Here is a 13,397-nt window from a genome sequence, read left to right as displayed (position 1 = left end):
GAATTTTCTTGCTATCATTACTTAATATAGGTTTAATAGCCTTTATATATCCTTTAAACAAATAATGAGTAAAAAAAGAGCATGTTGAAAATATATAACTCAATTACACGTCAAAAAGAAGAATTCAAACCAATTACCGAAGGTAAAGTCGGTATGTATGTGTGTGGGGTTACCATTTACGACTTGTGTCACATTGGTCATGGTCGTACGTTTGTCTCTTTTGATGTGATTTCTCGTTATTTACGTTTCTTAGGTTACGATCTAACTTTTGTTCGTAATATTACTGATATTGATGACAAAATCATTAAGCGTGCTGCTGAAAACGGTGAAACGTGTGATGCATTAACGGAACGTTTAATTGCAGATATGCATGCTGATTTTGATTCGTTGAATATGAAACGTCCAGATGTTGAGCCAAGAGCAACTGAATATATTGCTGAAATTGTTGCTTTGGTTGAGCGTCTAATCGAGCGTGGTTTTGCTTATGTTGCGTCAAATGGTGACGTAATGTTTGAAGTAAAGAAATACGATGAATATGGCCGCTTATCGCGTCAAGACCTTGAGCAACTTCAAGCGGGTTCTCGTGTTTCTATTGAAGAAGCAAGTGTTAAACGCAGTAGCATGGACTTTGTTTTATGGAAAATGTCTAAGCCAGGTGAACCAACATGGGAATCTCCATGGGGAGCGGGTCGTCCAGGTTGGCACATTGAATGTTCTGCGATGAACTCTTCAATTTTAGGTAACCATTTTGATATTCATGGTGGTGGCTCTGATTTGATGTTCCCACATCATGAAAATGAAATTGCACAATCATGCTGTGCTCATGACTCTAAGTATGTAAATACATGGATGCACAGTGGCATGGTTATGGTTGATCGTGAAAAAATGTCTAAGTCACTAGGTAACTTCTTTACTATTCGTGATGTATTAGCGCATTACGATTCTGAAACAGTGCGTTACTTCTTAATGTCTGGTCATTACCGTAGCCAATTAAACTACAGTGAAGATAACCTGAATCAAGCTCGTTCATCACTAGAGCGTTTATATACCTCTTTACGTGGTCTTGATCTAACTGTTACGGCTGCAGGCGGAGAAGAGTTTGTTACCCGTTTCTCTACGGCGATGAATGACGACTTCAATACACCAGAAGCTTATTCTGTTCTGTTTGAAATGGCTCGTGAAGTAAACCGCCTAAAAACAGAAAATATAGAAGCAGCATCGAAATTAGGCGCATTAATGCGTGAGCTAGCGGATGTATTAGGTTTGTTATCACAAGATCCAGAAGCTTTCTTACAAGGTGATAATGGCAGTGACGATGAAGTTGCTGAAATTGAAGCTTTAATTAAAGCGCGTAATGATGCTCGTGCAGCAAAAGATTGGGCAGCTGCTGATGCGGCTCGTGATGCGATTGCAGCATTAAACATTGTTTTAGAAGATGGCCCAGAAGGGACGACATGGCGTCGTAAGTAATCTTAACTAATTATATTAAAGGGGCTGGTTTTCCAGCCTTTTTTATTGCCAAATTTATAACTTTTTAAACTTTAATAGAGGACACATTTGTGGCTCAAATGTACTTTTATTACTCAGCAATGAATGCGGGTAAATCTACGACACTTCTTCAATCATCTTTTAATTATCAAGAACGCGGAATGAATCCTGCTATTTTTACTGCTGCGATTGATGATCGTTACGGTGTGGGTAAAGTTAGTTCTCGTATTGGTCTAGATGCTGATGCTCATTTATTTAATACAGATATGAACCTATTTGAAGCAATTAAAACGCTTCATGAAAAAGAGAAACTTCATTGTGTGTTAATTGATGAATGCCAATTCTTAACGAAAGAGCAGGTTTATCAATTGACCGAAGTCGTGGATAAGTTAGATATCCCAGCATTATGTTATGGTTTAAGAACTGACTTCTTAGGTGAGCTGTTTGAAGGAAGTAAATATTTATTGTCTTGGGCTGATAAATTAGTTGAGCTTAAAACAATTTGTCATTGTGGTCGTAAAGCTAACATGGTTATTCGTACTGACGAACATGGGGTTGCTATTGCTGACGGTGATCAGGTTGCTATTGGTGGTAATGAATTGTATGTATCAGTTTGCCGTTTGCATTATAAAGAAGCACTAGGTAAGTAATACAGAACCTTGGTAACTTATACTTAGAGTAAAAAATGAAAGGCCATGTTCAAATAAACGAACGTGGCCTTTTTTATATTTATGGATTATTAAGGGTATTAGTTACAAGTAGAAATACCGACGCTTTTCCATACTCCCCAATCACCAGATTGGCTTGGGTTATCGCCTGTAGTCCACCATTTAGCTTCCCATACACTGCCTGAATGTGAAACTTGGTCTCCGCCGTTATAGATTGCAGATGAGTCCCATGCATTATCACAAGTGATAGGAGGTTCTCCCGCATCTTTCAGAACAGTTAGGGTAACGTTTGAAGTATCTGATGCCTGACCATCATTCACTGTGACAGAGAAAGTAAAAGGAGTATCTACAGTATAAGAGCCTGCTGTAAAGGTTGCTTGAGAGCCAACAACAGTAGCATCAATACCAATAGGGATTACCCATGAATAGGTTAATGGATCACTGTCTGCATCAGTTGATGTTGATGCATCAAGCGTAACAACATCGCCTTTGTTTACTGATATTGGAGCAACGATAACAGCTACAGGTGGGGTATTTACCGGCCCTGTACCTTCAACACTTACGGACACTGCTACTGAGTCAGATGCAGTAGCACCTTTATCATCAGTAACGGTTAGCGTGAATTGAAGTATTTCAGACTGAGTTAACGTATCCGTTGTAAAGCTTGGATTAACTGCATCTGCACCATTTAATGTAACGCTAGATCCAGAGACTTGCGTCCATGCATAAGAAACAATAGAACCATCACTATCAGATGATGACGAAGCATCAAGCTGTACCGATGCAGGGGCGATAACTGAAACATCTACGCCAGCATTAGCCACTGGTTTTTTGTTTGCAGGAGGAGTAACTGTACCGTCACCAGCAAGCCCTTCTTGCATTGCATTTAGAATGTCACCATTATCTGCATCGATTTCCCATGCAAATAAACCAGCTAAACCGAGTGAACGAACATACTCACCTTTAGCTAATACCGACTTCTTATTATCGTAAGTAACAAGATCACCATTACTAGGATCATAAGCATAAGCGGCTTGAGCGACTTCATCATAACCAACTTCAACACCGACTTTATCTACGTAGCGAGTCACGACATCTTTATAGTCAATTACACCTGCTTCCCAAGAACCAGCAACTTTACCATTACCAACACCAGTCATTGGGTTTGTTGGATCAGTCATGCTTTCACGCGTGACGCCTGTCCAACCACGAGCATACATTGCAGTACCTACGACTAATTTTTTAGCGTCAACACCTTGGGCAAGTAGTAAGTCAATCGCATTTGTAATGGTGTATGCTGGGCCTTTACGCGGTTCACCTTTATCATCAAGACCAGTACCATCGCATTCACCTTGTGACATATGTGAGCCACAATTTAATGCAGTTTGATGGCCAACTACGTTGTTCCAACCGCCGAAGAAATCGTATGTCATAGCAAAAATATAATCCATGTACTGCGATGCAGCAGCATAGTCAACATCTTCAATCTTGTCATAGCCAGCACCGATTGCAGAGGTTAACTCATAGGTTTTTCCTGTTTCTGCACTTAGCTCATCGAGCATTGCTCTTAGTTCTTGCATTAGGGCTACATAAGCTGGGCCGTCATTTACAGGATCACCACCAGTTGCACTTGCACCATCGCCGCCAGGGAATTCCCAATCAATATCTACACCATCATAAAACTTCCATGTTTTAAGAAATTGCTTAACAGAAGAAACAAAGATGTCACGTTTAGATTTATCAACAAAGTCATAGAAAGGATCTGATAATGTCCAACCTCCAATAGAAGGAACAATTTTTAGGTCTGGATAGCGTTGTTTAAGAGCCATCATTTGACCATAAGTCCCTTTATAAGGTGTGCTGTGGACATGACCTGATTGAGGTTGTGGCATTTGTACTGCTGCCCATGGGTCATGGATAACCACTTCATAATCAGGAGTTCCAGCACAAGCACGATTAAGAGCAGCTAAACTATTGCCATTTTCAATCTCACCTAAAGAGGGGTTAGGGCCACAAATTGGAACAAAGCCATAGAGGATATGAGTGAGGTTTTGAGCAGGGATCTGATCAACTGCAAATTTACGTCCATAGACGCCCCATTCAACAAAATAAGCACCTGATACCATTCCTTCTGGTGTTGTGTAATTTCCGTTTGTTGGGTCAATATTCATTGGTAGGGGATCTAAATGACTACCATCAGTATCAGCAACGACAATCGACTTTGCATCACTGGTGCTACATTCTTCTGTTGCTCCAGCGCCATTACAAAGTTGTACTGTCATCGAATATTGGCCACCTTGACGAACTTGAAGAACGGTAGAGGCTTTTTGTGAAGCAGCAGGAGAAACGGCTTCTTCATGAACAACAACCCCATTTAATAGCACGCGCCATACTTCCGCTGATTCTCCAGACCATCGGTCCCATGTTACAGGAACTTCTGCAAAGTCTTTTAGCGTGACAAGATCTTTATATGATGTAGCAGCTTGATCTACTTCAATAATAGCAAAATCTGTTTCCATCCAAGAAATAATGGCTTGTCCTGGCGTTGCTGCATAAGTTGGGGCTGAGAGGGCAAGAGTAATTGCCGCGGAGCACAGCCCCAGTTTATTTTTAAACATAAATAACATCCTTGATTGATTAATCCAGTTGGATTACAGCTGAAATACTCAGCTCTGCTATTTATATTTGTATGTATTTTATAAATTTCCAGTTGTTGTATTTAGTTTGGCAGCAGGCTTATACATTCAACATGCTCAAAATGTAACCAGTATAAAAAAGTGAAGGCTCACTCGAAAATATTGTTTTTACATGTTGTGTAATTGGGTGAAGTTATTTTTCGAGTGAAATTAATGTTTTTTTAGGTGAAGGAGCAGATTAATCAATGAATTATCGGTTATTTTGTTGAGTAAATATTGGTTTTTTATATTGTAAACTGTATCTAAAATGTTATTAACGGTATTGAATTCTAGTCTTTGCTAGTTTTCTATATATTTGAATACGGCTATAGGCTAATAACTGGTCATTTATGCTGTAAAATGTGATGATTTTAAAAATTATCAGGTGTTTTGTGACAAAAATGTGGCAAAATGCTTCGATGGTTGCTAATGTCCCACACGATTCTTCGAAGGATTTATTTTTTTTAAGACGTATTTAACGTTTTTTAGATCATAAATGATTGGCAAGTCGTTCTGCCCGAAGAGTGTCATGGATGCAAAATAGAATGTATTGGAGTTAATGCATGTATAAGAATAAAATTACACAAGCAATCTTGCTTGGTGGCCTGTCACTAACACTAGCTGGCTGTGGAGATAAAACTGCAGAGCAACCAGTTAAAGAAACAAAACCTGCTGAAAAACCAATGTCGACAGAAGTGGTTTATGCTGATGTTCAAGAACTTACACGTGGTAACGGTACTGAAGTTGCTACTCTTGATCCTCACAAATCTCAAGGTGTTCCTGAATCTCATGTAATTCGTGATCTACTAGAAGGTCTTGTAAACCAAGATGCTGATGGTAATACTATCCCTGGTGTTGCGGAAAGCTGGGAAACTGCAGATAATAAAAAATTCATTTTCCATTTACGTGAAGACGCTAAATGGTCAAATGGTGATCCTGTAACAGCAGATGACTTTGTATACAGCTTCCAACGTGCTGTTGATCCTGCTACAGCATCACCATATTCTTGGTATATGGAATATACTAAGATGGTAAATGCAAAAGACATTATTGCTGGTAAAAAAGACAAGAGTGAACTAGGTGTTAAAGCGGTCGACGCACACACACTAGAAATTCAACTTGACACAGCAGTACCATACTTTGTAATGATGATGGGTCACACAACAGTGAAACCTGTGCATCAAGCAACTGTTGAAAAATTCGGTGATAAGTGGACTAAACCAGGTAACTTTGTTGGTAATGGTGCATTTGTTGTAAATAGCTGGGTTGTAAATGAGCGTTTAGAACTGCTTCGTAACGAACAATACTGGGATAATCAAGATACAAAACTTGATAAAGTAACGTACCTACCAATTGAAAACCCAGTGGCAGAAATGAACCGTTTCCTTTCTGGTGAAATCAGCTTTACATCAACACTGCCTACTGAACATTTCAAGCGTCTAAAGAAAGAGAACCCAGAGTCTGTTTCTGTTGAAGGTAGCCTGTGTACTTATTACTACTCATTCAATACTCAAAAGAAACCATTTGATGATGTTCGAGTTCGTAAAGCAATTTCTTACGCAATCGATCGTGATATCGTATCTGGCGCAATCCTAGGTCAAGGCCAAAAACCGGCTTACTTCCTAACGCCTGAAATCACAGCTGGATTCAATCCAGAGCTACCAGCTTACGGTAAGATGACTCAAGATGAGCGTAATGCAGAAGCAAAACGTTTATTAACAGAAGCGGGTTTTGGTCCTGAAAATCCACTGAAATTTACTCTTCTATACAACACATCTGAAAACCATAAGAAAATTGCTGTTGCAGCAGGTTCTATGTGGAAGAAGACACTTGGCCTAGAAGTTTCTCTAGAAAACCAAGAGTGGAAAACCTACCTAGATTCAAAAGACCAAGGTCAATTTGAAGTAGCACGTGCTGGCTGGTGTGGTGATTACAATGAAGCATCTTCTTTCCTTACTCTAATGGTGAGCAAAAACACAACAGGTGGTAAACACTACCTAAGTGCTGAATACGATGCGTTAATCGAAAAAGCCCTAAAATCAACGTCTGAAGAAGAGCGTACCGCTATCTACCTACAAGCTGAACAGCTTCTAGCTAAAGATATGCCAATCGCACCTATCTATCAGTATGTTCGTTCTCGTTTACTTTCTCCACAAGTAGGTGGCTTCCCAGCTGAAAATGCGGAAGAGAAAATCTACTCAAAAGATCTATATATCAAAGCTAAGTAATCATTAGCAAATAAAACTATAAAAAAAAGCCACTGCACGCAGGATAGCGTGTAGTGGCTAGATCTATCTTTATTTTATTTTTGTCACAGACTGGAAGAGTGAATTATGTTTCAATTCATTATCAAACGGATCCTTGAAGCAATCCCAACTATGTTGGTATTGATCACCATCTCATTTTTCTTAATGAGATTCGCCCCTGGTAACCCATTTTCTACCGAACGCCCACTTCCACCAGAAGTAATGGCGAACATCAATGCAAAATATGGTTTAGATAAGCCTGTATTTGAACAATACACAACTTACCTTGGAAACATTCTGCAAGGTGATTTTGGCCCATCATTTAAATACCAAGATTATACAGTTAATGAACTTGTTGAAGCGGCATTACCGGTCTCTGCAAAAGTAGGTTTTTTTGCCTTTATCTTTACTGTAGTACTTGGTGTATCAATTGGTACGCTAGCCGCATTAAGGCAAAATACCTGGCTTGATTACAGTATAATGTCCACCGCCATGGTCGGGGTGGTAATGCCATCCTTTGTGTTGGCACCTGCTCTTATTTATTTATTTTCTATTGAGCTTGGTTGGTTCCCAGCAGGTGGCTGGCATGATGGTTCATTTAAATACATGTTCTTACCAATCTTGGGTATGTCATTCCTGTACGTTGCAACTTTTGCTCGTATTACCCGCGGTAGCATGATTGAAACTCTTAACAGTAACTTTATCCGTACTGCTCGTGCAAAAGGGTTAAGCTACCGCTACATCGTTCTAAAACATGCGTTAAAACCAGCAATGCTGCCTGTTGTTTCTTATATGGGGCCCGCATTTGTAGGTATCATCACCGGTTCAGTTGTTATCGAAACTATTTTTGGTTTACCAGGTATTGGTAAGTTATTCGTAAACGCAGCTTTTAACCGTGATTATTCGTTAGTAATGGGGGTTACCATTTTAATTGGTTTCCTATTCATCTTATTCAACGCGATTGTTGATGTATTACTAGCTGTAATTGACCCGAAAATTCGTTTTTAATAGGGGACGGACGTATGTTAACTAAAAAAGAAAATTTAGAAGCGATCGAATCTTTCTCAGAAAATCTTGAGATTGAAGGTCGTAGTTTATGGCAGGATGCTCGCCTACGTTTCATGCGAAACAAAGCAGCAATGATCAGCCTTTGTGTACTTACAGTAATGACACTAGCGGTAATCTTCTTACCAATGTTCAGTCAGTACGCTTATGATGATACGGATTGGTATGCACTGCACGAAGCTCCAAGTGCTGCTCACCTTTTTGGTACGGATAGTTTAGGTCGTGACTTATTTGTTCGTACTCTGGTTGGTGGCCGTATCTCATTAATGGTAGGTATCTTAGGCGCATTAGTTGCGGTACTTATTGGTACTCTTTATGGTGCCACATCAGGGTTTGTTGGCGGTAAAGTTGACCGAATCATGATGCGTTTCATTGAAATTTTATATGCGGTTCCATTTATGTTCTTAGTAATCGTACTAGTGACTTTCTTTGGTCGTAATATTGTACTTATCTTTGTTGCTATTGGTGCGATTGCTTGGCTAGATATGGCTCGTATTGTACGTGGTCAAACGCTTAGTTTGCGTAGTAAAGAATTTATTGAAGCAGCCCACGTTTGTGGTGTGAGCAAGTGGGGTATCATCACTCGCCATATCGTTCCAAACGTATTAGGTATTGTTGCTGTTTACTCAACACTACTTATCCCAAGCATGATCTTAACGGAATCTTTCCTATCTTTCCTAGGTCTTGGTGTTCAAGAGCCAATGACAAGTTGGGGTGCTTTGCTTCAAGAAGGTGCTCAAACAATGGAAGTGGCGATTTGGCAGTTAACTTTCCCAGCTTTATTTATGGTTGTTACCTTATTCTGCTTTAACTATGTAGGTGATGGTTTACGTGATGCGCTGGATCCAAAAGACAGATAACCCTCTGTATGGACAGTTAGTTATTAAACAAATTTGAGCAGGAAAGAATTATGAGTTTATTAGATGTAAAAGATCTGCGTGTAGAGTTTACAACTCAAGATGGCAACGTAACCGCAGTAAATGACTTAAACTTCTCACTACAACAAGGTGAGACATTGGGTATCGTAGGCGAATCTGGTTCTGGTAAATCACAGACTGTATTTGCATTAATGGGCCTTTTGGCTAAAAACGGTATCATTACTGGTAGTGCAAAATTTGAAGGGAAAGAAATTCTTAACCTTCCTGAAAAAGAGTTAAACAGCATTCGTGCTGAGCAAATGGCGATGATTTTTCAAGATCCTATGACGTCACTTAACCCATACATGAAAGTTAGCGAGCAGCTAATGGAAGTATTAATGCTGCATAAAGGCATGGGTAAAGCGGAAGCATTTGAAGAATCAGTTCGCATGTTAGAAGCGGTTAAAATACCAGAAGCTCGTAAGCGTATTACTATGTACCCACATGAGTTTTCAGGTGGTATGCGTCAACGTGTAATGATTGCGATGGCATTATTATGTCGTCCTAAGCTACTTATTGCGGATGAACCAACAACAGCACTAGATGTAACTATCCAAGCACAAATCATGCAGCTATTGAATGAACTAAAAAGTGAATTTAATACCGCTATCATTATGATTACCCATGACTTGGGTGTGGTTGCAGGCTCGTGTGATAAAGTATTGGTGATGTACGCAGGTCGTACAATGGAATATGGCTCAGTGAATGAAATTTTCTATGAACCAAGCCACCCATACGCAGAAGGTCTGTTAAAAGCTATTCCTCGTTTAGATCAAGAAGGTGAGATTTTACCAACTATCCCTGGTAATCCACCAAACTTACTTCGTTTACCTACAGGTTGCCCTTATCAAGAGCGTTGCCATCGTGTAATGGACCGTTGTAAGCAAGAAGCTCCGATCCTGCAACCATTTGCAGCTGGTCGTTTACGTGCTTGTTTTTCTGATCAGGAGACGTGGTAATGTCAGCAGATAAAAAATTAATACTAGATATAAAGAACTTAAAAGTTCACTTTAGCATTCCATCAAAGTCAGTATGGCCTTGGGCGAAACCTGCAAATTTGAAAGCCGTAGATGGGGTTAACGTTCGTTTATATGAAGGCGAAACTCTGGGTGTTGTAGGTGAATCTGGCTGTGGTAAATCAACATTTGCTCGTGCCATTATTGGTTTAGTAGAAGCAACAGAGGGTGAAGTGGTTTGGTTAGGGCAAGATCTAACTAAGCTGGAAGATGAGCCTCTACGTCAGAAGCGTAAAGAGATCCAAATGATCTTTCAGGATCCATTGGCATCTCTTAATCCACGTATGACAGTTGGCGATATTATTGCTGAGCCACTGCAAACCTTTTACTCGAAGTTAACGAAAGAAGAAGTGAAAGATAGAGTAAAAGAGATGATGGCGAAGGTAGGCTTATTGCCTAACGTAATTAACCGCTATCCTCATGAATTTTCTGGTGGGCAGTGTCAGCGTATCGGTATTGCTCGAGCGCTTATCTTAAAACCAAAAATGATCATTTGTGATGAGCCAGTATCAGCTCTTGATGTATCGATCCAAGCACAAGTAGTAAACCTACTGAAAGAACTGCAAAAAGAGCTTGGTCTAAGTTTAGTATTTATTGCCCATGATTTATCAGTAGTAAAACACATCTCTGATCGCGTACTGGTTATGTATTTGGGTAATGAGGTTGAACTTGGCGAGTCTGATGCGTTGTTTAGTGATCCTAAGCACCCATACACTAAAGCACTAATGTCTGCGGTTCCAATTCCAGATCCAAAGCTTGAGAGAGCAAAAGTGATTGAGATGCTAGAAGGTGATTTACCTTCACCTATTAATCCACCATCTGGTTGTGTATTTCGTACTCGCTGTCCACAAGCAACTGAAGCGTGTGCACAAACAAGGCCAGAGCTAAAAGGAACAGATGTACATGCTGTTTCTTGTTTGGCAGTAACCGATATTTAATATAAAAATAACCACTATTATCAAGATTGATTGTGGTGGTTTATTTACAGTTTAGATGTATTCAGCCTGTGACAGGCTTGAGCGCGATAGTCAATTTATATCGCGCTTTTTTTATATTTAAAATTCAAATGTTATAAATGTATAAAATTGGTTAAATGTTATTTAATTGATGCCGATATAAAAATGAACTCATATTAAAAGGATATTATATGCATTCGTTATCCCTTCAGTGGAAGATAACCATTGCTGCTGCAATTGGACTTATTACGCTCGCATCATCATTGATTGGTTTCTCAATCTATTCTTCGATTGAGAATCAGAAGATCGTTCAAAAACAAACATCAGATTCTGTTATTCAACAAACTCAAACGTTATTAGTGGCAGAAGCAAAAAATCAATCGAAGCAAATACAGACTTACTTAGATGAGGCTATTTATCGAGCAGAGATGCTTGCTGAAAGTGCGCTGTTTTTTCAAAAGAGTGCAGAAGATACTTTTATGGATAGCAGTGATTTACGCCAATCTTTGAGTGAGATGATGAAGAGGCCTGTTGAGCAATATTCTAATATTTACGGTACTTACAGTATTTATTTATCTGATATGTTAGATGGAGAAGATTTTAACTATCATGATGCTGCTTATGCCAGTTCAAATAAAGTAGGGCGCTTTGCTCCTTACTGGTTTAAATCGGCCTCTGATAACGCTCAAATGCGTGTATTTACAGAGAAAGAGTTAGTTAATACAGCTGCAAAATCTAATGGTGATGCCGCGAATTATTGGTTTACTTGTAGTTTAAAAGAAAACCGATTATGTATTATGGACCCTTATTATTACGACAGCGATGGCGTAACAAGATTAATTAGTTCTATTACTGCGCCATTAATAAAAGATAATGAAATTATCGGTATGGTTGGTATTGATCTTGATATTGCCCGATTATCGGGATTAATTACTCAAGCCGATAAAGCGATATTTAATGGTGAAGGGGCGATCTATGTGGTTAACGGAAAAGGGCAACTCATCTTATCTGATCAGAAAGAGGCAGCCTTTGGTCAGAGTCTTGGATCTTACAATCGTACATTATCCTCTGTGCCTTCTTGGGTCTCCCAAGGGACGACACAATTAATATGGTCGGATAGCCAGGATAAATTATTTGTCTTTGTACCTATTAATTTAAAATCGCAAAATTGGGGAGTAATTATTGAAGTTGATAGAAAAACTGTTTTCTCTGATGCTAAAAAATTAGATCAATTGCTTATAGAACAAGGTAATGAATTTTTATTTATGCAGGTTGGTGTTGGCCTAGGATTGACCTTTTTAGTTTTGATGGCTTTATGGTTTGCAACAAAGCAGATTGTTAGACCTATCTCATTAGTCGCGGCACGCTTAAAAGATATTGCTTCTGGTGAAGGGGATTTAACCCAACGTTTGGTTATACAGAGTAAAGATGAAGTAGGGCAACTGGCACATTGGTTTAATGCTTTCTTAGAAAAACTGCAATTTACAATTAAAGATGTCGCTCAAAGTAGTGATGAGCTATCTAATGTTGCTGCGCGATCGAGTGTTATTGCAAGTGAGTCTAAAGAAGGTAGTGATGTTCAATTTAAAGAAGTTGATATGGTTGCAACTGCTGTTGAGGAGTTAACTCAAACAGCAAGCTTAGTGGTTGATCACTCTACATTAGCAGCTGATGCGGCTAAACAAGCAGAATCAGCATCAAACCAAGGAAAAGAGTTAATACTCACAACTGAGTCGGTGATCCAATCTTTAGTCGCTAATATGGAAAAAGCGGTTCCCGTAGCCCAAGAATTAGAAAGTAATAGCATTAATATTACGACGATTTTATCGGTTATCGAAGGTATTTCAGAGCAAACAAATTTATTAGCATTGAATGCAGCCATTGAAGCAGCACGAGCAGGTGAGCAAGGGCGAGGTTTTGCTGTTGTGGCTGACGAAGTTCGTCAACTTGCAAGTCGTACTGGGGATTCTGTTGATGAGATACGTACGGTTATTGAGCAGTTGCAATCAGGAACTAAATCCGTGGTTTCTGCAATAACAGAAGGAAATACAATAGCGCTAGATGGTGCATCAACTATTAAATTATCAGTAGAAAGTTTGCAGCAAATCAGTGATGCGGTGGTAACGATACAAGACATGAATATGCAAATTGTAAGAGCAGCAGAAGAGCAACAAGCGGTATCCAATGAAGTTAATCAAAGTGTCAGTAATATCAGAGATTCAAGCCAAAAGATGCTAGAGCAAGCGAACTTAGGTGAAGAGGTTGGTTTAGAACTGTCTTCTTTATCTACGCAACAAAAAGAGCTGATGTCACAGTTTAAAGTCTAAGGCTTTGTGCTATGAAAATAAAAACGCCCATGAAGTTAA

9 protein-coding genes are annotated in these 13,397 nt (G+C 39.3%); 8 read left to right on the top strand and 1 reads right to left on the bottom strand.

Annotation, left to right across the window (positions count from 1 at the left end):
• The first annotated feature begins 81 nt into the window (after positions 1-81).
• The gene (cysS, locus tag AC2INI_RS08645) at positions 82-1,470 is read left to right on the top strand and encodes a cysteine--tRNA ligase (RefSeq protein WP_122033097.1); all 1,389 of its coding nucleotides are present in this window, start codon (positions 82-84) and stop codon (positions 1,468-1,470) included.
• Positions 1,471-1,559: 89 nt separating this feature from the next.
• Entirely contained in the window at positions 1,560-2,138 is a 579-nt protein-coding gene (locus AC2INI_RS08640) for a thymidine kinase (RefSeq protein ID WP_122033096.1), read from the top strand.
• Between the two features lie 98 nt (positions 2,139-2,236).
• On the opposite strand, the gene AC2INI_RS08635 is transcribed toward AC2INI_RS08640, so the two are convergent.
• Positions 2,237-4,774 carry a glycosyl hydrolase family 18 protein gene (locus tag AC2INI_RS08635; RefSeq protein WP_122033095.1) on the bottom strand — a complete coding sequence of 846 codons (2,538 nt, stop codon included), beginning with the start codon at positions 4,772-4,774 and terminating at the stop codon, positions 2,237-2,239.
• 620 nt (positions 4,775-5,394) lie between these two features.
• Between AC2INI_RS08635 and AC2INI_RS08630 the strand changes: the two genes are divergently transcribed.
• The 6 genes from AC2INI_RS08630 (at position 5,395) to AC2INI_RS08605 (ending at position 13,358) form a co-directional block, all read left to right on the top strand.
• Complete coding sequence (locus AC2INI_RS08630) at positions 5,395-7,059, top strand: ABC transporter substrate-binding protein (protein WP_486304619.1); 1,665 nt, start codon at positions 5,395-5,397, stop codon at positions 7,057-7,059.
• Between the two features lie 105 nt (positions 7,060-7,164).
• The gene (gene oppB / locus AC2INI_RS08625) at positions 7,165-8,085 is read left to right on the top strand and encodes an oligopeptide ABC transporter permease OppB (protein ID WP_045102378.1); all 921 of its coding nucleotides are present in this window, start codon (positions 7,165-7,167) and stop codon (positions 8,083-8,085) included.
• A 14-nt stretch (positions 8,086-8,099) separates the two neighbouring features.
• Complete coding sequence (oppC, locus tag AC2INI_RS08620) at positions 8,100-9,002, top strand: oligopeptide ABC transporter permease OppC (protein WP_122033092.1); 903 nt, start codon at positions 8,100-8,102, stop codon at positions 9,000-9,002.
• A 50-nt stretch (positions 9,003-9,052) separates the two neighbouring features.
• Positions 9,053-10,018: an ABC transporter ATP-binding protein gene (gene oppD, locus AC2INI_RS08615; protein WP_045102376.1), complete on the top strand. Its 966-nt coding sequence runs from the start codon at positions 9,053-9,055 to the stop codon at positions 10,016-10,018.
• Positions 10,018-11,013: a murein tripeptide/oligopeptide ABC transporter ATP binding protein OppF gene (gene oppF, locus AC2INI_RS08610; protein ID WP_122033091.1), complete on the top strand. Its 996-nt coding sequence runs from the start codon at positions 10,018-10,020 to the stop codon at positions 11,011-11,013. The genes oppD and oppF overlap by 1 nt, the downstream gene beginning before the upstream one ends.
• A 209-nt stretch (positions 11,014-11,222) precedes the next feature.
• Entirely contained in the window at positions 11,223-13,358 is a 2,136-nt protein-coding gene (locus AC2INI_RS08605) for a methyl-accepting chemotaxis protein (RefSeq protein WP_486304618.1), read from the top strand.
• The last annotated feature ends 39 nt before the right edge of the window (positions 13,359-13,397 follow it).

Source organism: Aliivibrio friggae, assembly GCF_057368515.1.
The sequence above is the reverse complement of the archived record's forward strand: the minus strand, read 5'-3'. Positions and strand labels throughout refer to the sequence as shown.

What these genes read in the sequence shown, in the direction of transcription:
- cysS (WP_122033097.1), top strand. Translation starts at nt 82, where the DNA reads ATGTTGAAAATATATAACTCAATTACACGTCAAAAAGAAGAATTCAAA.
- AC2INI_RS08635 (WP_122033095.1), bottom strand. Translation starts at nt 4,774, where the DNA reads ATGTTTAAAAATAAACTGGGGCTGTGCTCCGCGGCAATTACTCTTGCC.
- AC2INI_RS08630 (WP_486304619.1), top strand. Translation starts at nt 5,395, where the DNA reads ATGTATAAGAATAAAATTACACAAGCAATCTTGCTTGGTGGCCTGTCA.
- oppB (WP_045102378.1), top strand. Translation starts at nt 7,165, where the DNA reads ATGTTTCAATTCATTATCAAACGGATCCTTGAAGCAATCCCAACTATG.
- oppC (WP_122033092.1), top strand. Translation starts at nt 8,100, where the DNA reads ATGTTAACTAAAAAAGAAAATTTAGAAGCGATCGAATCTTTCTCAGAA.
- oppD (WP_045102376.1), top strand. Translation starts at nt 9,053, where the DNA reads ATGAGTTTATTAGATGTAAAAGATCTGCGTGTAGAGTTTACAACTCAA.
- oppF (WP_122033091.1), top strand. Translation starts at nt 10,018, where the DNA reads ATGTCAGCAGATAAAAAATTAATACTAGATATAAAGAACTTAAAAGTT.
- AC2INI_RS08605 (WP_486304618.1), top strand. Translation starts at nt 11,223, where the DNA reads ATGCATTCGTTATCCCTTCAGTGGAAGATAACCATTGCTGCTGCAATT.